Here is a 24952-nt window from a genome sequence, read left to right on the forward strand (position 1 = left end):
ATTAACAGGCTAGATTTCGAAAGGAGTAATCATCATGACATTAAACAATCCATATCAAACCTATCAAAGACAAGCAGTTACTACCTCTAAACCGGAAGATTTAACGTTTATGTTATATCAAGGCATGGTAAAGTTTATCCGTTTGTCCAATATCGCTCTTCAAAAAAATAATTTTGAAGAATCAAATAAAAATAATGTAAGAGCACAAGATATACTATCTGAACTAATGGTTACATTAAAAAAAGGCTATGAAGTTTCTGATTCATTACTTTCACTATATGATTTTATGAAGTTTCGTTTAATCGAAGCGAATATAAAGAAAAGCACAGAAATACTAGAAGAAGTAGAAGGTTATGCTGTTGAGTTAATGGAAACATGGGCAACTGCTATGAAACAAACAAAAATAAAGGCATAGGTACATAATCGAATGGATGAATTGATTACAAATATTTATGAAACGACTGTTCACATGCAAAAGGCATTAGAGAAAGAAGACTTTGAGGAATTTGAGGAGCTTTTATCCAAAAGAAATGAAATGATGATTACGGTAGACGAATGGAAAGCAAGTCATTCCGAACACAGGTATTCAGCTAAAGCAAAAACAATCTTTGAAGATATTATTCGTTTAGATCAGCAACTTACATCCTTTGTACAAAATGAAAAAAATAAAGCCCAACACTCATTAAATCAACTTAAAAATAATAAACAGGTTTCGATGAAATACCTGCCTTATAGCAAACAAACCAATGGAGTATTTGTAGATAAGTCAAAATAGAAGCGTGTGTCCAAAACTGGACACATGCTTTTTTTACTGTTTTTTATTATATTTACAAACTAAATATAAATAATCCTATATATTCCTTCCAAAATACCATATGAATTTTTAACTAATTATGGTTAAATATATAAGTAACAATTCGACATAAACCTGTCAATATTGACTTATACTTGTAATTTTTCAACGATTTTGTAAGATTTATGTCTGATTTTGTAAAAATTTATTATAATAGTGACATAATATACAAATAGAATTAGGAAATTGAAGTGAGCGGAGAGGAAGATCTTCATGTCCCGGAGGCAACATTTTTTTATTAATGAACGAAATCAAACTAAAATTTATCATTTAATGGAGCATAAAATACCTAGGCCTTTTTTCTTAGAACCACTCAAAATCACGATTGGGAATCCATTAAATGAGACCTATTATATGATGAAAAATATCGTATATAGAGAAAAACAGATTTTAGCCTTGAAACGGGATGGGGACCAAAATACTATTATCTTAGTTGAAGCCAAAATTGAAGAAGGAAAATTAACCTACATATCTATGTTAACGGACGATGTTTTATCTGATGTTAGAAAAATATTAGAGAGTTGTATTCAGTAAATTATCACAGAAGGAGGCATATTCTTGATTATTGGTGATGATTGGTTTACTAAAAATATGCTTGTAAATACGTTATACAGAAATGAAAATTTGCGGAACCATCTGACTTCACAAACTGAAGCCAGTGATCTTTTTTCACAGGTCTTAAATCAATTATTAACTCAAAAAGATTTACCAGACACAGTACAGCCAAAGATTAATTCATTTGATTTAAATTTATATAGTTCGATTAACCCTTATAGTAATATGCCTGCAATGCCCATAAGTACGGGTGAGCCATTTAGATATCAATCTATTCATCCGGAAAAAATAAATCAAGTATTGGATGGTAAATTAACTGGTATGGGTGAGGCCATTGTTCGAGCAGGGCAGAAGCATAATATAGATCCTGCATTATTAGCCGCTGTTGCTCAACATGAAACAGGAAACGGCACATCAAAAGCCGCAATAGAGAAAAACAATGTCGCAGGGATGATGGGCAAAAATGGTTTGAAATCATATGCCTCAGTCGAGGAAAGCATTATGGATATGGCTCGAAATTTAAGTAAAAATTACCTAGGTGAAGGATTATCGAGCATTTCGCAAATTGGTGCAAAATATGCTCCTATTGGCGCAGCTAATGACCCAACCAAATTAAATAATCACTGGGTAACTGGTGTTACTCGCTTTATAAACCAACTGAAAGCTTAGAAACTAGTATTGTCACTATTTGGAACTCATCATCATGAATTATGGATTGTTTTCTATTATATTTCCGTCAAACTTAGGACATTACAAAATAAATATAGATATTCTTGCCTTTTTTATTGTAAAATTGTTTGAAGTTCATTCATTTTTGGTATTTATCAAAATATATCAAATTAATCTATTTTTTTAGGTGGAGGGAAATCACTTTGACCAATATCAGCCTCCTGCAATCTGCATTAAACGCATCTAGCTTACGGCAGCAAGTTATTTCTAATAATCTATCGAATGCAGAAACGCCTGGATATAAAGCCAAACATATAGTTTTTGAAGATATTTTAAAACAACACATATCCTCTCAATCCAATTTTGTCGGAAAGCAAACAAACTCCCGTCATATTGAAATTGGGAAGCCATCCTACATACCAACAGCACTAACGGTAGAGGAAACACAGACCTTTATGCAGAATAATGGTAATAATGTGGATGTTGACGCCGAAATGACCAATATGGGGAAAAATGCATTATGGTACTATACGTTAACACAGCAGCTTACCAGTGAATTTCAACATTTATCAATTGCGATTAAAGGAAGGAGTTAAGGGGGATGTTTAATTCATTAAATATTAGTGCATCAGCCTTAACTGCTCAACGCTTAAGGATGGATGTTATTTCTTCAAATATTGCCAATGCTTCCTCAACTAGAGGGAAATTAATAAATGATGAATGGGAACCATATCGCCGCAAAATGGTTGCGATGGAGCCTAGGGAGAAAACCTTTAATCAGGTATTACATGGAGAATTACAAAAACAATCACAAAATACTTTACAAGGTGTTCGGGTTACCGGAATTGTTGATGATCAAACACCTTTTAAATTAGTCTATGACCCATCACATCCTGATGCAACTGCAGAAGGTTATGTAAGACTTCCAAATGTAGATTTGTCTAAAGAGATGGTTGATTTACTTGCATCATCACGGGCATATGAAGCAAATGTAACCTCTTTTAATACAGGAAAATCGATGATGTTAAAAGCTTTAGATATTGGTCGTTAGGAGTGACATAAATGGAAATTTCAGGTTTGAATTCAATCAAAATCAATCAAAATCCTTTTCAAAAAATCGAAACGAAAAAACCACAAACTTCGTTTTCAAATGTACTGCAGGGCTATTTAAATAATGTTGATGCAAGTGTTAAACAGGCTTCCAATCTTACTGTTAAAGCGGCTGCTGGTGATGTTGATAATATCCATGATTTAACCATATCTTCACAAAAGGCAAAGTTAGCATTGGAACTTACAGTTACCGTTCGGGATAAAGCTGTAGAATCTTACCAAGAAATAATGAGAATGCAATTCTAAAGAATGACAGAAAGCTGGGCTGGGTGAGAAATGAAGCGATCATGGATAGATCAAATCAAACATACAAAAGAGCTCTTCAGCAGTTACTGGGGTACTCGCAGTTCTAAACAAAAAGGGATATTCATAGGGACCTTTTTATTTCTAATTATCTCCCTATCAACCTTTATTTTTTTTGCGTCTCGAACTGAGTATATCCCGTTGTATACAGGGCAATTGTCACAGCGTGAAGTGGGTGATATTAAGGCCGAACTTGATAAACAAGGATTTACAGACTATAAAATTTCCGATACCGGGACAATGGTCCTTGTTCCTGAAAAGGAAGCTCCGAACCTTTTAGTTAATTTAGCTTCGGCTGGATATCCAAAAGATAACAAAATTAATTTTGATATATTTGGAGAAAATCTTTCTTTCGGTGCAACCGATCGACAATATGACATTTTAGAACGTGAAGCCATGCAGAACAAATTGGCCAAAGTGCTTACAAATGTCGATGGTATTCAAAGTTCTGAGGTCATTTTAACGCTCCCTGAAGACTCTGTATTTGTACGTTCAGAGGAAGAAAATAGTGCAAGTGCATCGGTAATGGTTGAGGTAGAACCGGGAAGTAAACTTAGTTCCCAGCAGGTGAAGGCACTATATACATTGGTATCACGAAGTGTTGCAAATCTTCCCGTTGAAAACATAACAATAATGAATCAATACAGTGAAACATTGGATTTGCAGGAAAGCGATAGTGATGATCAGTCATTAGATAAATTTGGTGAACAACGGAAAATTCAACAAAATGTTGAACGTGATATTCAAAGGAATCTTCAAAATTTGCTAGGAACCATTTTGGGAACTGACAAAGTATACGTTCATACGTTTGTACGAATTAATTTTGATAAAGTAAAAGTTCAAGAGAATTTAGTGAAGCCATCAGAAGATAGTGATAAGGGTGTTGTAATAAGTTCAGAAAAAAATTCGAAAACTGCTACAGGGTCTGGAGGAAGTGCTGGCGGAGTAGTAGGAACTGGAGAAGAAGATGTTCCTGGATATACAGGTAGTAACTCCTCTGGTGACAGCAGCTATGAAGAACTGCAGGATAAAGTTAACTATGAGGTTAATCGGATTAACAACGAAATTATCAAAAGTCCTTATCAAATAGAGGATATAACGATTAATGTTGGAGTTCAATCTTCACCAGACTCACCGAATGAGCTGCCACAAACGACGCAAGACAATATCAAAAATATTGTGGCTAATACCGTTCGTACGGCTCTCGGACATCCTGAAATGTCTCAAGATGAAATCGACCAGCGTATTACTGTTTTCCCGCATGCTTTTGCCGAAAACAGTGTGGACGAAAGTAAAACGGAGTTAAGTTGGATGTATATAGTGGCTGCTGCGGCAGCAGGTATCCTCCTTGTTGGCGGAAGTATTTTGCTGATAATGAAAAGGAAGAAGAAAAATCAAATGGAAGAGGAAGAGGAAGAGGAAGTTGGATTTATTACTCCTGCCAATGAGCCAGATTATTTTGCTGAGCAGGAATTAGATGTCCAAAGTCAATTAAAGAAATTGCTTGATCAAAGACCAGAAGATTTTTCAAAGGTTATTAGAACTTGGCTAAATGAAGAGGAGGCGTAATTCCCTATGGCAACGGCCTATAAGTTGAGTGGTAAACAAAAAGCGGCGATATTGCTTATATCAATGGGAAAAGAGGCTTCCTCTAAGGTGTTTAACCATTTACCTGATGAGGAAATAGAACAATTGACCCTTGCAATCGCCAATATACACAGAGTGGATCCACAAGAAAAAGAAGAAGTATTAAAGGAATTTCATGAAATGTGTATTGCACAGGATTATCTGGCAATGGGTGGTATTAGCTATGCACAAGATGTATTAGAATACGCCTTAGGTAAAGACAAAGCGGTTCAAATTATTCAAAGGTTAACCTCTCAATTGCAGGTTAAACCATTTGATTTTGCTCGTCGTGTGGATGCAACTCAAATCTATCATTTTTTACAAAATGAGCATCCTCAAACCATTGCACTTGTTTTGGCACATTTAGAGCCGGAGCAATCTTCTTATATTCTGTCATCACTCACTGAGGAACTACAATCTGATGTTGCTAGGAGAATTGCCTTATTAGAGCAGGCCTCACCTGAAGTGATAAAAGAAGTAGAGAATATTCTCGAACAGAAACTAGCGGCAACGGTACGTCAAGACTATAGTGTGGTTGGAGGAATTGAGTCGATCGTCAGCATCCTAAATGGAGTGGATCGTACTACGGAGAAGAGTATCTTAGAGACCCTGGAAATGAAAGATCAATCATTGGCAGAGGAAATTAAGAAGCGGATGTTTATCTTCGAAGATATTATTAATCTTGATAAACGTGCGATTCAACGTGTAATTCAAGAAGTTGAAAACCAAGACCTTATGCTTGCATTGAAAGCTTCTAGTCCTGATGTTAAGAAAGTCATCTTTGATAATATGTCGACTCGTATGGTGGAAACCTTTGAAGAAGAAATGCAATACCTCGGGCCAGTTAGAGTCAAAGATGTTGAAGAAGCGCAAGGAAGAATTGTTTCTGTTATTCGTAGATTAGAAGAATCTGGTGAGCTTGTAATCGCACGGGGTGGCACGGATGTCTTATTCTAAAGTTTTCAAGGCTTCACAGCTTTCATTTATGAATGATGTAAAAATAATCGCACAGCCAACAGTTAAATTTACCTTGTCTGGTGATGGGGAATCTCCACCATCTCCTCATAGTGAGGAAGAGGGGAAAGCAACCCATCAAGTTCATTTCATGCTGGAAGAGGCAAAAGCTGAAGCACAAGCGATCATTGATAACGCACGGAAGCAGGCACAATCGATGGAAGAAGCAACTGATGCAAAGGTAAATCAATGGTGGGAAGAGAACCAAAAGAAACTTGAGAATTTGTCATTTGAAGCTAAACAGCAAGGGTACCAAGACGGATTTGAGCTTGGCCGAAAAGACTCTGAAAATGAACTTAAACAACAATACCGTGAAAAAATGGAGCAGATTCAGCATCTACTAAATCAGGCTTATCAGCAAAAAGAAGAGATAATCGCTGAAGCAGAACCGTTTTTGTTGGAACTAAGTACGGTGATTGCCTCTCAAATTATTAAGCAGGAACTTGATCAATCTCCAGATAAATTTATCGAGTTAATCAAACAGCACATTCTTCGAGTGAAGGAAAAAGAATCAATTACAGTGTGTGTTCATCCTGATGATTTTGATTTTATACAAGGACAGCGATCCCACCTCATTGCGATGGTAAATGGAGAAACCGAAATCAAAATCTTCCCGGATCACTCGATTTCATCTAAGGGCTGTGTTATTCGTACGGCTTTTGGAAGTGTTGATGCTCGAATTGATACACAACTAGAAGAAATAAAAAAGGTGATTTTAGAGGCAAGAAGGGTGAATGACCAAAATGTTGTCAGCTGATCAATATATCAAATTGGTTCGTGGAATGGATCCTGTTAGAGTGAATGGAAAAATAACTCAAATTATTGGCCTTACCATTGAATCACAAGGACCAGATGTAAGAATCGGTGAAATGTGTTCCATTTATCCGTCAGGGTCACAAGATCCGATACAAGCCGAAGTAGTTGGAATCCGAGAAAACAAGGTTCTGTTAATGCCGCTTGGAGAGGTTAGATCTATAGGTCCAGGGTGTGATGTTGTCGCAAGCGGGAAGCCGATGATGGTAAAAGCTGGACACCAATTACTTGGGAGAATCCTGGATGGTTTAGGTCAACCGCTTGATGGAAAGCCACTTCCACTTGGATTAAAGGAAGTACCGACACATGCCCAACCTCCTAATCCTCTTTCTAGACCAAGAATTAAATCTGCATTAGGTGTTGGGGTAAGAACCATTGATGGCCTTCTAACGATGGGAAAAGGCCAGAGGATGGGGATCTTTGCAGGAAGCGGCGTAGGAAAAAGCACCTTGCTGGGAATGATTTCACGGAATACCACAGCTGATGTCAATGTCATTGCCTTAATTGGAGAACGTGGTCGTGAGGTTCTGGATTTTATTGAGCAAAACTTGGGTGAGGAAGGGTTAAAAAAATCGGTCGTGATTGTGGCGACCTCGGACCAGCCATCCTTAATCAGAATAAAGGGTGCCTTAACGGCTACATCGATTGCAGAATATTTCCGTGATCAAGGTAAAGATGTCTTACTTGTGATGGATTCTGTTACACGATTTGCAATGGCGCAACGAGAGGTTGGACTGGCAATTGGAGAGCCGCCGACGACTAAAGGATATACCCCTTCAGTATTTGCAATGCTTCCACAACTCCTTGAGCGGGCTGGAACTGGACCAAAGGGTTCCATATCAGCCATTTATACAGTGTTGGTGGATGGTGATGATATGAACGAGCCGATTGCTGATGCTGTTCGAGGCATATTAGATGGTCATATCATCTTAAGTCGTGCGATCGGGGCAAAGGGAATTTATCCTTCTATTGATGTCTTGAATAGTGCGAGCAGGGTCATGACCGAAATTACCTCAGATGAACATTTACTTGCTGTCCGGAATTTTAAAAAGCTCCTGGCTTCTTATAATGAAGCCGAAGATTTAATTAATATCGGTGCCTATAAAAAAGGCTCCAATCGTGAAATTGATATGTCCATGCGTTTAAAGCCACAAATGGAAAATTTCTTGCGGCAAGGTATTTATGAAGGTTCTCGGTTAGAGGATGTTCAAAACTTATTAACTTCTCAATTTGGGGCGATCATGCGATGATATATAAATTTTCCTATCAAAAAGTGCTGGATTTCAAAGAAAAACAAAAAGAAATCGCTGAGCAGGAATTTGGAACAAGCAAGCTTAGGCAATTAGAAGTCGAGGAACAACTCGAGGACTTAGCATTGGAAAAAGAAAAAATTTTCAATCAGTACAATGATATGAAGCGCAAACCAGTATGGCAAATCTTAGAGGTTCAGCATGAAATTGAACATGTTAATCTACAATTGAAAAAACTGGAGCAAAAATCAGAGCAGATTTTTCATGAAGTAGAACAAAGACATAAGACCCTCATAGAAAAAACACAAGAAGCAAAAATTTGGGACCAATGGAAGGCAAAATCAGCGGCTGCCTTTAAAAAACAAATGGATCAAAAGGAACAGGCATTTTTGGATGAGATGGCTGTAATGCGGAATGCGCGAAGAATTTAAGGCGGGGATAACCAGATGGTAGAGAAAACTCGCGGAAAATTAGCCTCTTTTTTTTACATAGGGGTTATTCCGTTCATTATAAGTATTATTTTAATTGGTACTGCCATAAATTTTATGGGAGTTCCAGTCTGGAAAAGTGTGAAAGAGTGGGGAAACACACTTCCTATCATCAGTACGTTCATTCCCGATGATGGTGAGTCTAAAGCCAGTGCGAAAACCTCAGAAAACTCTGAGTACTGGAAACAACAATATCTCAGTGCGGATGAAAAGCTGAAAGAAAAGGATCTTGAAATTGATGGATTGAAAAAACAGATCAATTCTAATCAAGAAGGTCTGGATGAATTAAAGAAAAGTAATCAAGAATTACAGTTACAGATGGAAACCAAGCAAAACGAAAAAACCAAAAAGCAAATGGAACAAGTAGCTGCTATTTATGCGGATATTTCACCTTCTAAAGCAGCGTTAATGTTACAGAATATGTCTTTAGATGAAGCTGTTTTTACACTGATGCAGCTAGAACAAGATTTACAAAGCAGTATCATTGGAAGTATGAAGGATGCAAAGAAAGCAGCACAGATGACAACGGTGCTTCGTGATGCAGCCATGATAGGCGAAACCGATCCAGCATTGGTGAAAGAGCAAGTAGGTGAACTTGTTAAGAAGCAAGAAAATCCTACGACAGCATTATCAGAGACAATTGCGGGAATGAATCCCGTTCAGTCTGCCAGTATTATTCAATCTATGATGAAAACAAATTCACAAATAGCATTAGAACTTTTGAAGAATCTTACAACAGCTAGCCGGTCACAAATATTAACAGAAATAGCAAAAAGTGATACGAATACAGCGGCTCAAATTACAGCCAATTTAAAATAAATTGCCCAGGACTCCAAGGAAGGAGAAAATCATGAAATACCTCGTGTTGTTATTTGTTATGTCTATTAATCTCTTATTTTTTCAAACTACTATTCATGCTGAAGAAACGAAATCTTCAGCTGAACCTTCCGTCTATGACTCTATTCATAAGGATGAGGTGCAAAAATCGACACCCACTTCTCCCAAAGAAATGGATAGTACATCATCTTCTATTTTCCCACTATTTTTGAAGTTTATTTTCTCTTTCCTTTTGGTTATTGTTTTAATGTTTGCCCTATTGCGCTTTCTCTCAAAACGCGGAACTTCTCAATCGAACGGTTCGATTATCCCATTAGGAGGTCATGTGCTTGGTAGTAATAAATCCTTGCAAATCCTACTCATTGGGAAAACGATTTACATTGTTGGGGTAGGCGATACGATTTCTTTGGTCCGCACTCTTTCTGAAGGTGAAGAGTACCAGTACCTTTTAAAAAGCTATGAAAATCAAGCAGACACCTTAACACCATCAGATTTTTTAAAGGATTCCAAGCAAAAATGGAGTTCAGTACTACAAAAACAATTAAAAAAAATGCAGCGAGAGAACGATGAGGTGTAGGAAATATGATAAAGAAAGTAGCCTTTTTAGTTCCTATTCTTATTTTTGGAATCTATACCTACGCCCATGCTTCCATACTGCCTGGTATTGATTTAGGTTCAGATGATCCTGAAAAAGTCTCTAATACGTTACGAATTATTATATTATTAACGGTTATGTCGATTGCACCATCCTTTCTCGTGCTGATGACTTGTTTCACTAGGATCGTAATCGTTTTAGGATTTGTTCGTACTGCCTTAGGTACGCAGCAAATGCCGCCCAACCAAGTAATAATAGGATTAGCTCTTTTTATGACATTCTTTGTAATGGGTCCTACATTTTCTGAAGTCAATAAAGAAGCGCTACAGCCTTTTATGGATGGGAAAATGTCACAGCAGGAAGCATTTGATACAGCAAGTGCACCGCTTAAAGAGTTCATGACTAAACATACGAGGGAAAAAGACCTGGCATTGTTCATGGACTATGCCAAAATGGACAGGCCGGAAAGTATTGAGGATATTCCATTGACAGCATTAGTTCCTGCTTATGCGATTAGTGAACTCAAATCAGCCTTCCAAATGGGATTTATGATTTTTGTTCCCTTTCTGGTAATCGATATGATTGTGGCCAGTATCCTAATGTCCATGGGGATGATGATGCTGCCGCCAGTAATGATTTCGCTTCCGTTTAAGATCTTACTATTTATTTTGGTTGATGGATGGAATTTAATCATTAAATCATTACTTATGAGTTTTTAAGAAGAGGTGTGATCCATGACGACAGAAGTCATTTTACGAATTGCTCAAGAGTCTATTTATACTATTTTAATCGTGATTGCTCCCGTTGCCGGGGTCGCGTTGGTAGTGGGCCTATTAGTAAGTATTTTTCAAGCTACCACGCAAATCCAGGAACAGACTTTAGCCTTTGTTCCAAAAATAGTGGCAGTGTTCTTAACGATTCTATTTTTTGGGTCGTGGATGCTGAATTTTGTTGTTGATTTTACTCAAAACCTATTGGGTAATCTTTCACAGTTTGTCGGGTAGGTGATCATGATGGATGAAACTGCCTGGTGGACCTTTCTACTAATATTTGTGCGGATTACGACATTTATGATTACAGCACCCGTTTTTTCTGGCAGGCAAATACCCGTTATTTACAAGATTGGTTTTAGTATTGTTTTAAGTTTTCTATGTGTAGGAGTGGTGAAAGAACCAATCGATACCGTCACACAGGGTTTACTTCTGTTATTAATATTGAAGGAATTCTTCGTTGGTATTGTATTAGGATTGGCTGCCAATATCTTAATGTACTCCGTACAGCTGGCGGGCTCGCTGCTTGACTACCAAATTGGTTTTTTTATGGCAAATTTATATGATCCTACATTTGGGACCAATACTCAGTTAACGGGTCAGTTTCAAAATATTTTAGCGATCTTAGTTCTATTAGCTACGAATGGTCACCATTTGATTATTCAAGGAATACTAGCAAGTTTTGATTGGGTATCCTTACAAGCCTTGGTACCAGCGTGGATAGATGGAAGAATATCGACCTTTTTCCTTGATAGTTTAGTGAAGATGTTTTTAATAGGGTTCATGATGGCACTCCCAATAGTCGGTACGTTGTTTGTGGTCGATGTTGGTTTAGGAATTATGGCCAAGACTGTGCCGCAAATGAATATTTTCGTCATCTTTCCTCCTATTAAAATCCTCATCCACTTTATGATCTATATTGTGATATTACCTAGTTTCTTCTACCTGTTAAAGGTACTATTTGAAAACATGTATGAGGCCATGTATTCAATTTTAAAAATAATGGGGGCATAAAGGATGCTGCTTCGTTTAGACCTGCAACTATTTGCAGATGAAAAGACAGAAAAAGCCACACCGAATAAACGCCGTGAAACGCGGAAAAAAGGACAGGTCGCGAAGAGCCAAGAAATTTCTGCCTCCCTTACCTTGCTGCTTACCTTTGCTTTTTTATTAATAGGCGGCAAAAGCTTCATCGAAGGCTGCCTAAATATCTATCGTCATAGTTTCCAAGAATATTTACTTTGGGATCTATCGATTAAGAGCACTCAGCTGTTATTTAATCAGTTGCTGCTAGACTCAGCTAAGTTACTTGCACCTATTTTTATGGTTGTACTTGTGGCCGGACTTGTATCGAATTATGCACAAGTAGGCTTCATGTTTAATACCGAGTCCTTAAAGATGAACCTTGGCAAAATCAACCCTATTGAAGGTGCTAAAAATATTCTTTCCATGCGTTCATTAGTTGAACTGCTAAAGTCAATTTTCAAAATATCCGTTACGTCTATTATCGTCTTTATTGTCATTTGGAATAGTAAAAGTGAATTATTTTTACTAGGTGAGAAAAATATATGGGATGCTGCTAGATTCATAGGGACATTAATCATAAAAATTGGGCTCTATGTATCCGCTAGTCTATTTGTAATGGCGATTGCTGACTTTATGTATCAGAAATTTGAATTCGAGAAAAAAATTCGAATGTCCAAACAAGATATTAAAGATGAATACAAGAAAATGGAAGGTGACCCACATATAAAAGGGCAGCGGAGAGCCAAACAAAAGCAAATGGCGATGAATCGGATGATTGCAGAAGTGCCAAAGGCGGATGTGGTCATCACCAATCCAACCCATTTTGCCCTTGCAATTCGCTACGATGTTATAACGATGGAGGCACCTCAAGTAATTGCAAAAGGCCAAGATCATATTGCGTTGAAAATCAAAGAAATTGCAAAAGAACATAAAATTATGACCGTTGAAAATAAACCGCTGGCACGTGCGCTATTTGCTGCCGTGGAAATAGGTGAGACAATTCCAGAGGATATGTTTAATGCTGTAGGAGAGGTTTTAGCGTATGTTTACTTTCAAGAAGGCCGGTATAAGGGGATGATGGCATGAAGACAAAAGATTTATCCGTATTGTTTGTTGTAATATTAATTGTTGCCATGATGATTATCCCTATGCCAACGCTATTATTGGACTTTTTATTGATTATTAATATTTCCGTTTCACTTATGATCCTGTTAGTGGCTATGAATACAAAAGAACCGTTGGAGTTTTCTATTTTTCCAACAGCAATCTTGTTGACTACACTTTTCCGTTTAGCGCTAAACGTATCCACTACGCGTTCCATTCTGTCACATGCTGATGGGGGAGAAGTGATTGAGACATTCGGGTCATTTGTTATTGGCGGGAATGCTGTCATTGGTTTTGTCGTCTTTTTAATCCTTGTCGTTATCCAATTCATCGTTATTACGAAAGGTTCTGAGAGGGTTGCAGAGGTTGCAGCACGTTTTACATTGGATGCAATGCCAGGTAAACAAATGAGTATCGATGCAGATATGAATGCAGGATTAATTAGTGATAAGGATGCTCGTGACCGACGCAGGAAAATTGAAATGGAGTCAGATTTTTACGGGGCGATGGATGGTGCCAGTAAATTTGTTAAAGGGGATGCCATAGCAGGGATTATCATCCTTATTATTAACGTTATTGGCGGTTTCATTATTGGGATGACCATTCATGGAATGGGATTTGCAGAAGCTGCTAGCACGTTCACGCTCTTATCTGTGGGTGATGGTTTGGTCAGCCAGGTGCCGGCCCTATTAATTTCCACTGCAACAGGTATTACTGTGACCCGTGCTGCAACCAATGGGAGTTTAGGTTCGGACATTATGGGGCAGATTTTCAGTTACCCAAAGCTTCTTTACATCGTTGCGGGTACGATTTCGGTCCTTGGGCTTTTCACACCTATTGGGATTTTTCTTACATTACCTATAGCAGGATTACTGGCGTTTGGTGGTTACACCTTGCAGAATTCAATGAAAAAGGAAGAGCTCCGAAATGAACAAGCAGAAATGGAAGAAACCGTGGAGGACATCGGAAGTCCAGAAAAAGTCATTAACCTTCTACAGCTAGATACATTGGAATTGGAAATCGGGTACGGATTAATTCCGCTTGCAGACCAGAAACAAGGAGGTGACATTCTCGATCGAATTGTGATGATACGCAGACAATTTGCTATTGAATTAGGGGTAGTTATTCCTACGATAAGAATTCGCGATAACTTGCAATTATCACCTAATCAATATGTATTAAAATTCCGCGGCAATCGAGTTGCAACCGGTGAAGTATACTTGGATCATTTCTTAGCGATGAATCAAGTATCAGAAGAGGATGGAATAGAAGGTATCCACGTAGTGGAACCAGCGTTTGGACTGCCTGCTGTATGGGTTAATATTGAAGCAAAAGAAAGAGCAGAATTGATGGGATATATTATTGTTGATCCACCTTCTGTGATTGCAACACATCTAACGGAAGTATTAAAACGTTATGCTTACCAGTTATTGCGCAGAGAAGAAACGAAGGAATTGATTGATAACCTGAAAGAGAATCATCCAAACTTGGTGGAGGAACTAGTTCCTAACTTGTTATCAGTGGGAGACATTCAGAAAGTATTACAAAATCTTCTGCGTGAGCAAATCTCTATACGAGATTTAGCAGCCATTTTTGAAACATTAGCAGATTTTGCTGTGTATACGAAGGAACACAGAGTGTTAACTGAATATGTACGACAATCTTTAACACGCCAAATAACAGAACAATATGCAGAAGATGGCGTCATTAATGTGTTAACGGCAGGTGCTACATTAGAAAAAGGGATTGCGGACAGCATTCAGCAAACTGAAGCTGGGGTACAATACTTATCCATGGATCCGCAAATGTCTCGGAAAATTACAGAAGAATTACATGAGCAAATTGAAAAAGTGGTTAAATTAGGGGGACAGCCTATTTTCCTAACGTCGCCATCGATTCGGATGTACCTTAAACAGTTTGTTGATAAGGTGATGCCAACCGTCCCTGTTCTTGCTTACACAGAATTGGAGCCAGATATCGAAATTCAAAGTATAGGAGTGGTAAACATATGAAGACAAAAAAAATTGTAGCAGATACCATGCCTCAAGCTTTGAAGATGGTGCGACAGCAATTAGGTGATAATGCAATCATTGTGAACACACGAGTAATTAATACCGGTGGAATTTTTGGTTTTTTTACAAAACAAAAATATGAAGTGACCGCCTATACGGTGGAAAAAGAAGAAACATCTATCGAATTAAAGCCGAAGGTAGAACCAAAAGAGAATCCAATCATTTCAGTGATTGAGAAAAAAAGCCAGGAAGTGAATAGTGCTGACGAACAGGAAAAACAAAATTCTGTTTTCCATAAGAATCCTCAAAGATTATATCAATACTACTCACAGCCTGAATTGATAAAAGAAAAGAATGCACCACAAGAGGTAAAACCTGAAACCATCGTAAGCGTAGAGAAAGCACCAGAAAAAGTGCTGAGTGAAACTGTAAGAGAAAAGAAAACTCCTCAAACGTCAAAGTCAGTAGTAATTGAAAACCAACTGCTAGACGAAATGAAGCAAATGCGAAAAATGATGATGACTTTGATGTTGGGAGAAAAACAGGTAAGTAATTTGCCTTCAGGGTTGTTAACGCACGTGAACCAGTTAAGAAAACAGGGTGTTAATGATGAAGTAATCGAGTATATCGTAAATAGTTTTATCGTCAGTAGTTTGTTAAAACAGGGTGAATCTAATCATGAAATGAGTGAGGAACTCATTAAGAATGAGATGATTGTGATCATTGAAGGAATTATAAATAAAAGAGTCTCGGACTCAACTACTATAAATGAAAGTACACGTTTGATCAATGTTGTGGGTCCTACGGGGGTAGGCAAGACAACTTCAATAGCAAAACTTGCAACCGTACAAGTATTAAGGCAAAAACGCAGAGTTGCAATGATCACAACAGACGTTTATCGAATTGCTGCCGTTGAACAGTTAAAAACTTATGCGGGGATATTAAATGTACCAATAGAAGTTGTGAAGTCAGTAGATGAATTAGGACAGGCAATAGAAAAATTAGAGCACTATGATCTTATTTATATGGATACAACCGGTCGGAATTATAAAGAAGTGAAATACAGGGAATCAATAAGTGAATTTATCAATCATCCCCAAAAAAGTGATAATTATCTTGTACTTAGCTTAACGACAAAGTTTGAAGATATGGAAATTCTATTAGTGGAATTTTTAGATAGTCCAATAAAAAAGTTAATCCTTACCAAATTTGATGAAACAACGACTTATGGTTCAATTCTGAATATAGCTTATAAATATCCTTATCAGTTAGCGTATATCACTAATGGACAAAGTGTCCCAGAAGATATAACCGTAATCGATCCGTCACTAATTGCTCGGTACTTAATAGGAGAGGAAAAGTAAGATGGATCAAGCCCAAAGTCTACGTGAGTATATGCAGCGATATAAGGATCAGTACCAAAAGAAGAAGACCGCTCGTTTTATCACAATAACAAGTGGTAAAGGCGGGGTGGGCAAATCGAATTTTACCCTTAACTTTGCGCTTGGCTTACAAACAGCAGGTAAAAAGGTCATCGTTTTGGATATGGACATGTCGACGGCAAATATAAACATTTTAATGGGGGTTACTCCAAGATATAGTTTGATTGATGTCCTTTATCAAAAGAAGCAAATTTGGGATGTGATTCAAAAAGGCACATATGGAATTGAGTATATTTCCGGAGGACTTGAGATTCAAGACTTAATGGAGTTAGATCAAAATAAGCTATTGTATTTTTGGAACCAAATCCAGGAACTAGAAACATACGCAGATTTTATTTTACTTGATACCGGTGCCGGCATTTCCAAAGAGCTCGTGGATTTTATATTAGCATCAGATGAAACGATTATTGTTACTACTCCCGAACCAACGGCAATAGCCGATTCGTATGCTGTTCTCAAAACGGTGTTACAGTTTACCAAACAAGTTCCAACGTTTCATCTCATGGTGAACCGTGCTCATTCTTATCGGGAAGCAGCTGAAACATCCAGGTCATTGATGAATGCATGTGATAATTTTCTAAAGCTAAAATTACACGCACTAGGTTTTTTAATGGAAGATGATCATATAGGAAAATCAGTTCGGTCACAAATACCATTTTTTATTGCCTATCCAAATTGTGGTGCATCAAAAACAATCAAACAAATGGTCAATTCCTATTTACCTGATATTGATGCCTCCGCACAGTCGGCACCTCCAAAAGGGATTAGAGGTTTTTTTGAAAAAGTAATTTCTCTAGGTAAATCGGCGAAATAGGAGGTTCATATGTTAGAAAATTTGAAGGTTAATATTGTTCTTGGATTTATCTCATTCCTTTTCACCTATTTATTCTCAATCTTTAACAATACTTGGCAAACAACTCTTTATAGAGCAGCAGCTGGTTTTATCCTCTTCTTTTTCTTAGGATTTGTTTTCCATATCGTTATGAAACAAATGGCCGGGAAGAGTCATCCTGCACACAAGGATATATCAGTGGAAGAAGTGGAAGTAAAACAAAAAGTGGAAAAAAATACCGCTGAAGTTGAAGAGATGACGGACACAGCCGGTTTCCAAACTGTTTCCCTCCACTCTTTACATAATCAAGAAGACGGTGAAAAAAGGTAAAATTGGCAATTCATACTGAAAACGGTGGTAATTAGGAGGGATAATTGTTGAGACCGGCTATGAAAGAAACCATTCCACACTACTCTTTATGGAAGGCTTATCGAGAGAACCACGATTCTAAATCGCAGGATCAACTGGTTAAACAATACTTGCCTCTGGTAGACCAAATGGCCAATCGTTTGGGCTCAAGTATCCCACAGCATATTATCCAAAAGGAAGACCTTGCCGGGCTGGGATATATTGGTTTAATCGAAGCGATAAAGAAGTTTGACTATAAAAAAGGTTATCAATTTGAAACCTTTGGACTATGGCGTATTAAAGGGGCAATGCTTGATGGAATCCGTCAAACAGATTGGGTTCCCCGTGGAGTAAGGGAAAAAGCAAAAAAACTTAATAACGCCCTCCGTGAGTTAGAACAATCATTAATGAGAACACCAACAGAATTGGAATTAAGTCAGCATACGAGTCTGTCTCTTGAGGAAGTGGACCAAGCATTTGCGACTTTATCTTTGTCAACATTGCTTTCATTAAATGAACCTTTAAAGGTAAATGAAGATGATGGGAAGCAGCAAAGCCGAATGGATCAAATTGCGGATGATCAAACCTTTTCTCAGGATAAGAAAATTCAAATGGAAGAATTTAAGAAATTGATCGCTGCATCCATTGATAAAATGTCTGAAAAGGAAAGATTAGTCATTACGCTAATATACTACGAGGGTTTATCACAGGTGGAAATTACTGAAGTTCTAAACCTTACAAAAGGGCGGGTTTCTCAAATTCATTCACAAGCCATCCTTAAAATGCGAAAGAGTTTTGAGGCGAAAGGTTTTTCATTGGATTCATTTTTATAAATTACTTTGCACACCCAATACTCAGGGTGTGTTTTTTGACTTTTTACTAAAATTAACCTAAACATTGAGATTAATTTACCGATATATATACTATTCGGATTTTCATATATATTTACCAATTGTTCCTTATGGAGCATGTGGAAACAACTTTGTTAGACAATGATTATATAAGGATGATTGATATTATAATGAAATCTACAATTGATTTTTACAAATCACTTTATGCGAAAGTCACATCGGAAAAAAATAACATAGAAGCTTTATTTAATGTGCAAACAAAAGTGATTGAAATGATGGATGATAACGACTCCTCACTTGTAGAGGTATTAGATATAATCAATTTACAGTATGAACAGGTTTTTAATGAAGGAGTGTGCACAATCCTGCTCGCAAATAGGGATGAAGAATTTCTTTATATCGGATCTGCACCTAACCTTCCTGTTGAGTATTGTGAATACATAGATGAATTTCTTAACAATTCTAATGGGATTAACGAAGGGAAGTCTTCATACTTAAAACAAAGTTTTGTCGTCTCGAATATTGCTGAAGATCCACATTGGAGTGATTGTAAAGACAAAGCTTTAGAACACGGTTTTAAAGCATGGAGGTCCACTCCCGTGTTTGATCATGTACAAAATCTTTTAGGTGTTTTTTCTATATTGTATCCTTATCATAATAGCCCTGATGAGCAGGAAATCCAATTTATGGACCATGCTGTCAAGCTGATTAGTTTGGTCATTCAACATTTCCATGCTAAGGAAAAAATAAACTTTCTGAGATTTCATGATGAGTTAACTGGACTACCAAATAGAAAACTTTTTCAAGAAAAAGTGAATATCGCAATAAACCTATTTAAAAAAACACATGGGAAAATGATAGGGGTATTGTACTTTGACTTGAACCAATTTAAACTCATTAATGATACATTAGGACACACTATAGGGGACTCGCTTTTAATAGGTGTTGCCCAAAGATTAAAAGCGTGTATTCGAGAAAAAGATATCGTTTCCAGGCAAGGAGCAGATGAATTTTCATTATTAATTGATTTTGTTTCAAAACAAGAAGTAACGATTGTGGCCAATAGAATACATAATATATTAGCAAAATCATTTTGTATTGAAGGGCATGAGATTTTTGTTACACCTAGTATTGGTATTAGTCTTTATCCTATTGATGGGAAAAGTGGAAATGAACTTTTAAGGAAAGCGGATGTGGCAAGAAATCAGGCTAAAAAAGTAGGAAGTACTACCTATCAATTTTATGAAGCAAAGTGGGATGAAAGAACAAATGAACGCTTATTAATTGAAAATGAACTAAGAAAAGCTTTAGATAAGCAAGAGTTCCAGTTACAATACCAGCCAATTATAGATCTAGCTACGAGTAAAATTACCGGAGTCGAAGCATTAATCCGTTGGTACCATCCTAAATTAGGAATTATTCCACCGGATCGATTTATACCGATTGCAGAAGAGACAGGTTTAATCGTGTCAATTGGTGAATGGGTTTTAAGAACGGCATGCTATAAAATGAAGTACTGGCAGGAAAGCGGTTACTTGCTGTCGACAATATCTGTAAATATTTCTATTCGCCAATTCTATCAGCCTAACTTTATTTCAGAAATGGAGCAAATACTAAAGGAAACGGGAATCACCCCAAGATGTTTAACAATCGAGATAACAGAAAGTATGACAATGGATGTAGAAAAAGCTACCACCATTTTAACAAGTTTAAAGGGTTTGGGAGTTAATATTTCCATTGATGACTTTGGAACTGGATATAGCTCATTGAGTTATTTGAAAAAGTTTCCAATTGATTATTTGAAGATAGACCGCTCCTTTATTAAGGACATAGATAAGAGTAAAGATGATGAAAATATCGCAACCACCATACTTTTAATGGGGCAGAACCTCGGATTAAATGTAATCGCTGAGGGAGTAGAGACAAGTGAACAGTTAGGAATCCTGAGACACCACAATTGCAATGAAGCTCAAGGTTACTTGTTCAGTAAGCCTATTTCTGACGAAGAATTACAAGTGTTGGTTGAAAAACTTTCGGTGTAACCAATTAATATTTTTTGAATCCTTTTTATAAATCATATATAATTTGCGATAGGGTCATCAAATTGTCCTACATAATTTATTACGATTAGGAGTTTTTACAATGGAAAAAGTACTTATTTTTGGTCACAAAAACCCTGACACAGATACAATTTGTTCTGCGATTGCTTATGCAGATTTGAAGAAACAACTTGGAATGGATGTTGAACCAATACGTCTTGGAGACGTTAATGGAGAAACGCAATACGCTCTGAACCATTTTAATGCGGAGGTCCCACGCTTAGTTGAAAAGGTAGCAGCTGAAGTCAATTCAGTTATTCTGGTCGACCACAATGAGCGCCAGCAAAGTGCGAATGATATTGCTGATGTTCGTGTTTTAGAGGTAATCGATCATCACCGTATTGCGAACTTTGAAACAAGCGATCCATTGTATTACCGTTGTGAGCCAGTAGGCTGTACAGCAACGATTTTGAATAAAATGTATAAAGAAAACGGCATAGAAATTAAAAAAGAAATTGCTGGACTTATGCTGTCCGCGATTATTTCTGACTCATTATTGTTTAAATCGCCAACTTGTACAGCAGAGGATGTAGCAGCTGCAAAAGAATTAGCTGAAATTGCTGGTGTCGATGCGCAAGAGTATGGCTTAGAAATGCTAAAAGCTGGTGCTGATTTAAGTGACAAAACAATTGAACAATTAATTTCACTTGATGCAAAAGAATTCGACATGGGATCAAGCAAAGTTGAAATTGCACAAGTAAATGCAGTTGATACAGCTGAGGTACTTGCTCGTCAAGAGGAAATAGAAGCTGCTATTTCGAAAAATATCGAAGAAAAGAACTTAGATTTATTCTTATTTGTGGTTACAGATATCTTAACGAATGACTCTGTTGGTTTAGCTTTAGGAAGTAAAACGAGCGCTGTTGAAAAGGCATATAATGTTACCTTGGAGAATAACACTGCAGTATTAAAGGGTGTTGTATCTCGTAAGAAACAAATTGTACCAGTATTAACTGATATTTTTAATCAAGGTATTTAATAATTAAGGCCGTTCTTATTCAATAGGAACGGTTTGTTTTTTAGAGTAACTAATACGTTGACTGTACACTTTCTGCATGATATATTAATAGTATTGTAGAGAGGGGTGAGTAGGTTGGGAAGTTGTATCGTATCGGTGAAATAGCCAAGTTAATGAATCTCTCCAAAAGAACAATCGATTACTACACCCAAATAGGCTTACTTAACCCTATTCGGACGGATTCTAATTATCGATTGTATGGAGAAGACAGCATCCAAATTATGCATTTAATTGAACATTATAAAAATCTTAATATGCCACTTGAAGAGATTAAGTCTTCCATTGAATTAATTAAGACGAAGGATTGTGTTGATAAACAAAAAGTAGATAAACATTTTGAACAAATTGGAATCTTAATGCATCATCTTAAAGAAGAAATTGAAGCAATCGAACCTATACTTCAAAAACTAAACGGCAATCAAAAAGAAATGGTTGTGAATAAACTCTCTTCCCAAGGTGTTCCATTAGCCCAAACATTATTATTATTACTAAGTTAAACTTATATTTACAAAAACCAGGAGGTGTATTCCTTACTCACACTTTGAGTAAGGAGACCATTGACCATAATAAACTTGATTGTAATTGCAATTTTAATTGCTTTTACGGCATTCTTCGTGTCTTTCGAATTTGCCATTGTAAAAATCCGTAGTACACGAATTGATCAGCTAGTAGCAGAAGGCAATAAAAAAGCAATTGCAGCTAAGAAAATTGTTTCAAATTTAGATGAATATTTATCAGCGTGTCAATTAGGTATTACCGTAACAGCCTTAGGATTAGGTTGGTTGGGTGAACCGACTGTAGAACACATGCTTCACCCATTGTTTACTAAATTTAACATAGCTGAATCAGCAGCTGGTATCTTGTCCTTTATCATTGCTTTTGCGTCAGTAACCTTTATTCATGTTGTGGTAGGTGAACTTGCTCCGAAAACCATTGCGATTAATAAAGCCGAGGCTGTAACGTTGATATTTGCAAAACCTATGATTATCTTCTATAAGCTTATGTATCCTTTTATTAAAGTATTAAATGGATCAGCACGTGTAATCGTTGGGTTCTTTGGATTAAAACCTGCTTCTGAACATGAAGAAGCACACTCAGAGGAAGAGCTGCAATTAATTATCTCTGAAAGCTACAAGAGCGGGGAAATCAATCAGTCTGAATACAAATATGTGAACAATATCTTTGAATTTGATGATCGTATTGCAAAAGAAATAATGGTACCTCGTACTGAAATCGTTGTATTTGATCGATCACAAACTCTAGCAGAATGTCTAGAAATTGTGAAGGTAGAAAATTATACAAGGTACCCAGTCATTGATGGTGAAAAGGATAACATTGTTGGTATGCTGAACATGAAGGAAGTACTAACAGATTATATTAGTGGTAAAAACCTTGATACACCCATTGATGAATATACCCGTCCTGTTATCCAGGTCATTGAATCGATTGCCATCCATGATTTATTAGTTAAAATGCAAAAAGAACGTGTTCATATGGCAATTCTAATGGATGAATACGGTGGTACTGCAGGTTTGGTGACTGTTGAAGATATTCTGGAAGAAATTGTCGGAGAAATTCGCGATGAATTTGACGAAGATGAAGTCCCGGATATCAACAAAATCAGCGAAAATAAAACCGTGGTCGACGGAAAAGTTTTAATAGATGAAGTAAATGATTTATTCGGTTTAGACATCCAGGAAGATGAGATGGATACCATTGGCGGCTGGATTTTATCTGAAAAAATGGATGTTGTCGAAGGTGATAAGGTTAAATATGGTGATTACGAATTTAAAGTACTTGAAATTGATGGTTATCATATTAAATTATTAGAAATTGTTAAATTAATGAAACATGAATCTATAGCTTAACCTAACAGTAAAAAGACCCAGGTGTTCCTGTGGTCTTTTTTTTTGACGAATAAAGGGTGGTTAGTGTCCTATGATTTTACAAATTATTTTTAATATAATAATTCACGTTGGTATTTGTCGAACAATTTATAGAGGTGTTTTGGAAGTTTTCACTTAATATATAGTGTAATAGAATTGCATCAAAAGTACTATTTTTGAGGGGGAATTGTGATATTAATATTTTCTATGGAATAGTAATTATATAAAAACAAAGGAGGGTCAACTTTTCAACCTGGTCAAGATGTGTGTGTCCGTTTTCTTATTTCAATTAATGGAATATGGCTGGTGGTAAATATGAACCTATTAAGTTCTATTGCAGAGTTAGGTAATTATCTATTGTTTTCGATTTTGGTTGGTTATGTTGTCCTACAATTTGTTTCGGATTCGCAAAAACCAAGTATTCAACTTCCAAAGCCACTTTTGCTTATCTGTACGCTTGGGATTATACTTTTTACTTTTGTGCCCGTGTTCACTTTAATATTGTTATTTGATGAATCCGTCGGGTTTGTTGCGGCCGCTGCCTCTGTTTTGACGCGTTTCCAAATTGGGCAGGGATGGCTGTTTAACACAGTGTTTACTATTTTCTTATGGTTAACCTTGTATCTAAATCGCTCAAAATATTTACAGGCATTCTGGATTGTTTTAATGATTATAACCATTGGTTATAGCAGTCATGTTTCAACTCAATCGTTTGTTGTTGGCCTATTTTCTCATACCACACACTTCCTTATGGTAACGATTTGGGTGGGTGTCGTCCTTCAGGTGTCTTGGTTTTCTAAAGATAAGGAACATTGGTCTGAGTTCCTACAATGGTTTTCACCGTTGGCTGTAGTATGTATGATTAATATTTTTGCAACAGGGTTTGTCATTATGTTTACCCTTGAGAAGCCCGCAGAATATGTAAATGGTTGGGCAACACCATACGGACGTATGTTATTGTTCAAGCACATAAGTATCGTTCCAATTATTATGTTCGCCTTCATTAATGGGATATTAACAAAAAGAGTTTCAACTGCCTCGAAATATGATCCTCGTAATTGGTTAAAAGCAGAAAGTGTCATTCTTTTACTTGTATTTTTCTTTACAGCAGTTATGGGTACATTATCACCACCTTATGAAATGGTCTATGCTGCGCAAGAAGGCACAGCACCAACATGGGTAGATTGGCTGTTAGCAAAGAACCTTCTTGTACCGATAGAAATTGAATTCTCTCCAACCTTCTTATCTATCATTTTGGTTTCAACAGCACTTCTATTTTTGTTGTTAATATTTGTGAGTTATAAAAGTATGAGCCCGGTTTTTGCCACCGTATTTGGGGGTTGTTTTATTCTCACTTTATACTTAGGCTTAATGTTTTCTTGTGTTCTATATCCAATTATTTGAGTAATAGCTAGGTCTGCTCTAACTTTTACTGTTTTGAAACGTAAATA

General features: G+C 36.8%; 28 protein-coding genes. All 28 read left to right on the forward strand.

Annotated features, from left to right (window positions below):
• Positions 1-34: 34 nt before the first annotated feature.
• The 28 genes from fliS (at position 35) to QNH48_RS12725 (ending at position 24905) form a co-directional block, all read left to right on the forward strand.
• A complete protein-coding gene (gene fliS, locus QNH48_RS12590) occupies positions 35-415 on the forward strand; it encodes a flagellar export chaperone FliS (protein WP_283955210.1) in 381 nt (126 codons plus the stop codon).
• A gap of 12 nt (positions 416-427) precedes the next feature.
• Positions 428-775, forward strand: coding sequence for a flagellar protein FliT (gene fliT / locus QNH48_RS12595; RefSeq protein WP_283955211.1), 348 nt, complete (start codon positions 428-430; stop codon positions 773-775).
• A gap of 291 nt (positions 776-1066) precedes the next feature.
• Entirely contained in the window at positions 1067-1387 is a 321-nt protein-coding gene (locus tag QNH48_RS12600; RefSeq protein ID WP_283955212.1) for a hypothetical protein, read from the forward strand.
• 24 nt (positions 1388-1411) lie between these two features.
• Positions 1412-2077, forward strand: coding sequence for a glucosaminidase domain-containing protein (locus QNH48_RS12605; protein WP_283955213.1), 666 nt, complete (start codon positions 1412-1414; stop codon positions 2075-2077).
• 203 nt (positions 2078-2280) lie between these two features.
• The gene (gene flgB, locus QNH48_RS12610; RefSeq protein ID WP_283955214.1) at positions 2281-2673 is read left to right on the forward strand and encodes a flagellar basal body rod protein FlgB; all 393 of its coding nucleotides are present in this window, start codon (positions 2281-2283) and stop codon (positions 2671-2673) included.
• Between the two features lie 5 nt (positions 2674-2678).
• The gene (flgC, locus tag QNH48_RS12615; RefSeq protein ID WP_283955215.1) at positions 2679-3128 is read left to right on the forward strand and encodes a flagellar basal body rod protein FlgC; all 450 of its coding nucleotides are present in this window, start codon (positions 2679-2681) and stop codon (positions 3126-3128) included.
• An 11-nt stretch (positions 3129-3139) separates the two neighbouring features.
• Positions 3140-3433 (forward strand): flagellar hook-basal body complex protein FliE, encoded by a 294-nt coding sequence (fliE, locus tag QNH48_RS12620; RefSeq protein WP_283955216.1) that lies wholly within the window; start codon positions 3140-3142, stop codon positions 3431-3433.
• Positions 3434-3463: 30 nt separating this feature from the next.
• Positions 3464-5059: a flagellar basal-body MS-ring/collar protein FliF gene (gene fliF, locus QNH48_RS12625; protein ID WP_283955217.1), complete on the forward strand. Its 1596-nt coding sequence runs from the start codon at positions 3464-3466 to the stop codon at positions 5057-5059.
• Between the two features lie 6 nt (positions 5060-5065).
• Positions 5066-6073, forward strand: a complete 1008-nt coding sequence (fliG, locus tag QNH48_RS12630) for a flagellar motor switch protein FliG (protein ID WP_283955218.1) — start codon at positions 5066-5068, stop codon at positions 6071-6073.
• Positions 6060-6887: a flagellar assembly protein FliH gene (fliH, locus tag QNH48_RS12635; RefSeq protein WP_283955219.1), complete on the forward strand. Its 828-nt coding sequence runs from the start codon at positions 6060-6062 to the stop codon at positions 6885-6887. The genes fliG and fliH overlap by 14 nt, the downstream gene beginning before the upstream one ends.
• A complete protein-coding gene (gene fliI, locus QNH48_RS12640; RefSeq protein WP_283955220.1) occupies positions 6865-8193 on the forward strand; it encodes a flagellar protein export ATPase FliI in 1329 nt (442 codons plus the stop codon). The genes fliH and fliI overlap by 23 nt, the downstream gene beginning before the upstream one ends.
• On the forward strand, positions 8190-8624 hold the full coding sequence (locus QNH48_RS12645) for a flagellar export protein FliJ (protein WP_283955221.1): 435 nt from the start codon (positions 8190-8192) through the stop codon (positions 8622-8624). The genes fliI and QNH48_RS12645 overlap by 4 nt, the downstream gene beginning before the upstream one ends.
• Before the next feature lie 15 nt (positions 8625-8639).
• Positions 8640-9500: a MotE family protein gene (locus QNH48_RS12650; RefSeq protein WP_283955222.1), complete on the forward strand. Its 861-nt coding sequence runs from the start codon at positions 8640-8642 to the stop codon at positions 9498-9500.
• Positions 9501-9531: 31 nt separating this feature from the next.
• Positions 9532-10095: a flagellar biosynthetic protein FliO gene (locus QNH48_RS12655; protein ID WP_283955223.1), complete on the forward strand. Its 564-nt coding sequence runs from the start codon at positions 9532-9534 to the stop codon at positions 10093-10095.
• 5 nt (positions 10096-10100) lie between these two features.
• Positions 10101-10832: a flagellar type III secretion system pore protein FliP gene (fliP, locus tag QNH48_RS12660; RefSeq protein ID WP_481858471.1), complete on the forward strand. Its 732-nt coding sequence runs from the start codon at positions 10101-10103 to the stop codon at positions 10830-10832.
• 15 nt (positions 10833-10847) lie between these two features.
• Positions 10848-11117 (forward strand): flagellar biosynthesis protein FliQ, encoded by a 270-nt coding sequence (fliQ, locus tag QNH48_RS12665; RefSeq protein WP_283955224.1) that lies wholly within the window; start codon positions 10848-10850, stop codon positions 11115-11117.
• 6 nt (positions 11118-11123) lie between these two features.
• Positions 11124-11897, forward strand: a complete 774-nt coding sequence (gene fliR, locus QNH48_RS12670; protein ID WP_283955225.1) for a flagellar biosynthetic protein FliR — start codon at positions 11124-11126, stop codon at positions 11895-11897.
• Positions 11898-11900: 3 nt separating this feature from the next.
• Positions 11901-12995: a flagellar biosynthesis protein FlhB gene (flhB, locus tag QNH48_RS12675; protein WP_283955226.1), complete on the forward strand. Its 1095-nt coding sequence runs from the start codon at positions 11901-11903 to the stop codon at positions 12993-12995.
• Entirely contained in the window at positions 12992-15025 is a 2034-nt protein-coding gene (gene flhA, locus QNH48_RS12680) for a flagellar biosynthesis protein FlhA (protein ID WP_283955227.1), read from the forward strand. The genes flhB and flhA overlap by 4 nt, the downstream gene beginning before the upstream one ends.
• Complete coding sequence (gene flhF / locus QNH48_RS12685; protein WP_283955228.1) at positions 15022-16389, forward strand: flagellar biosynthesis GTPase FlhF; 1368 nt, start codon at positions 15022-15024, stop codon at positions 16387-16389. The genes flhA and flhF overlap by 4 nt, the downstream gene beginning before the upstream one ends.
• A 1-nt stretch (position 16390) precedes the next feature.
• Entirely contained in the window at positions 16391-17281 is an 891-nt protein-coding gene (locus tag QNH48_RS12690) for a MinD/ParA family protein (RefSeq protein ID WP_283955229.1), read from the forward strand.
• A gap of 9 nt (positions 17282-17290) precedes the next feature.
• Complete coding sequence (locus tag QNH48_RS12695) at positions 17291-17629, forward strand: hypothetical protein (protein ID WP_283955230.1); 339 nt, start codon at positions 17291-17293, stop codon at positions 17627-17629.
• 47 nt (positions 17630-17676) lie between these two features.
• Positions 17677-18480: a sigma-70 family RNA polymerase sigma factor gene (locus tag QNH48_RS12700; protein ID WP_283955231.1), complete on the forward strand. Its 804-nt coding sequence runs from the start codon at positions 17677-17679 to the stop codon at positions 18478-18480.
• A 173-nt stretch (positions 18481-18653) separates the two neighbouring features.
• On the forward strand, positions 18654-20540 hold the full coding sequence (locus tag QNH48_RS12705; RefSeq protein WP_283955232.1) for a sensor domain-containing phosphodiesterase: 1887 nt from the start codon (positions 18654-18656) through the stop codon (positions 20538-20540).
• Between the two features lie 100 nt (positions 20541-20640).
• A complete protein-coding gene (locus tag QNH48_RS12710) occupies positions 20641-21576 on the forward strand; it encodes a manganese-dependent inorganic pyrophosphatase (RefSeq protein ID WP_283955233.1) in 936 nt (311 codons plus the stop codon).
• A gap of 122 nt (positions 21577-21698) precedes the next feature.
• Positions 21699-22112, forward strand: coding sequence for a MerR family transcriptional regulator (locus QNH48_RS12715; RefSeq protein ID WP_095251237.1), 414 nt, complete (start codon positions 21699-21701; stop codon positions 22110-22112).
• Between the two features lie 60 nt (positions 22113-22172).
• Positions 22173-23483, forward strand: coding sequence for a hemolysin family protein (locus tag QNH48_RS12720; protein ID WP_283955234.1), 1311 nt, complete (start codon positions 22173-22175; stop codon positions 23481-23483).
• A 333-nt stretch (positions 23484-23816) separates the two neighbouring features.
• Positions 23817-24905, forward strand: a complete 1089-nt coding sequence (locus QNH48_RS12725) for a copper resistance D family protein (RefSeq protein WP_283955235.1) — start codon at positions 23817-23819, stop codon at positions 24903-24905.
• Positions 24906-24952 lie beyond the last annotated feature (47 nt).

The sequence above is a fragment of the Neobacillus sp. YX16 genome (genome assembly GCF_030123505.1).
Classification (GTDB): Bacteria; Bacillota; Bacilli; order Bacillales; family Cytobacillaceae; genus Neobacillus.

Excerpts from the sequence above, each read along its gene's own strand:
- fliR (WP_283955225.1), top strand. The coding sequence starts at position 11,124 with ATGATGGATGAAACTGCCTGGTGGACCTTTCTACTAATATTTGTGCGG.
- QNH48_RS12705 (WP_283955232.1), top strand. The coding sequence starts at position 18,654 with ATGATTGATATTATAATGAAATCTACAATTGATTTTTACAAATCACTT.
- QNH48_RS12600 (WP_283955212.1), top strand. The coding sequence starts at position 1,067 with ATGTCCCGGAGGCAACATTTTTTTATTAATGAACGAAATCAAACTAAA.
- QNH48_RS12710 (WP_283955233.1), top strand. The coding sequence starts at position 20,641 with ATGGAAAAAGTACTTATTTTTGGTCACAAAAACCCTGACACAGATACA.
- fliG (WP_283955218.1), top strand. The coding sequence starts at position 5,066 with ATGGCAACGGCCTATAAGTTGAGTGGTAAACAAAAAGCGGCGATATTG.
- flgC (WP_283955215.1), top strand. The coding sequence starts at position 2,679 with ATGTTTAATTCATTAAATATTAGTGCATCAGCCTTAACTGCTCAACGC.
- fliF (WP_283955217.1), top strand. The coding sequence starts at position 3,464 with ATGAAGCGATCATGGATAGATCAAATCAAACATACAAAAGAGCTCTTC.
- flhF (WP_283955228.1), top strand. The coding sequence starts at position 15,022 with ATGAAGACAAAAAAAATTGTAGCAGATACCATGCCTCAAGCTTTGAAG.
- QNH48_RS12725 (WP_283955235.1), top strand. The coding sequence starts at position 23,817 with ATGAACCTATTAAGTTCTATTGCAGAGTTAGGTAATTATCTATTGTTT.
- QNH48_RS12645 (WP_283955221.1), top strand. The coding sequence starts at position 8,190 with ATGATATATAAATTTTCCTATCAAAAAGTGCTGGATTTCAAAGAAAAA.
- QNH48_RS12690 (WP_283955229.1), top strand. The coding sequence starts at position 16,391 with ATGGATCAAGCCCAAAGTCTACGTGAGTATATGCAGCGATATAAGGAT.
- fliE (WP_283955216.1), top strand. The coding sequence starts at position 3,140 with ATGGAAATTTCAGGTTTGAATTCAATCAAAATCAATCAAAATCCTTTT.
- fliI (WP_283955220.1), top strand. The coding sequence starts at position 6,865 with ATGACCAAAATGTTGTCAGCTGATCAATATATCAAATTGGTTCGTGGA.
- fliP (WP_481858471.1), top strand. The coding sequence starts at position 10,101 with ATGATAAAGAAAGTAGCCTTTTTAGTTCCTATTCTTATTTTTGGAATC.
- flhB (WP_283955226.1), top strand. The coding sequence starts at position 11,901 with ATGCTGCTTCGTTTAGACCTGCAACTATTTGCAGATGAAAAGACAGAA.
- QNH48_RS12695 (WP_283955230.1), top strand. The coding sequence starts at position 17,291 with ATGTTAGAAAATTTGAAGGTTAATATTGTTCTTGGATTTATCTCATTC.
- flhA (WP_283955227.1), top strand. The coding sequence starts at position 12,992 with ATGAAGACAAAAGATTTATCCGTATTGTTTGTTGTAATATTAATTGTT.
- fliT (WP_283955211.1), top strand. The coding sequence starts at position 428 with ATGGATGAATTGATTACAAATATTTATGAAACGACTGTTCACATGCAA.
- QNH48_RS12655 (WP_283955223.1), top strand. The coding sequence starts at position 9,532 with ATGAAATACCTCGTGTTGTTATTTGTTATGTCTATTAATCTCTTATTT.
- QNH48_RS12650 (WP_283955222.1), top strand. The coding sequence starts at position 8,640 with ATGGTAGAGAAAACTCGCGGAAAATTAGCCTCTTTTTTTTACATAGGG.
- fliH (WP_283955219.1), top strand. The coding sequence starts at position 6,060 with ATGTCTTATTCTAAAGTTTTCAAGGCTTCACAGCTTTCATTTATGAAT.
- fliQ (WP_283955224.1), top strand. The coding sequence starts at position 10,848 with ATGACGACAGAAGTCATTTTACGAATTGCTCAAGAGTCTATTTATACT.
- fliS (WP_283955210.1), top strand. The coding sequence starts at position 35 with ATGACATTAAACAATCCATATCAAACCTATCAAAGACAAGCAGTTACT.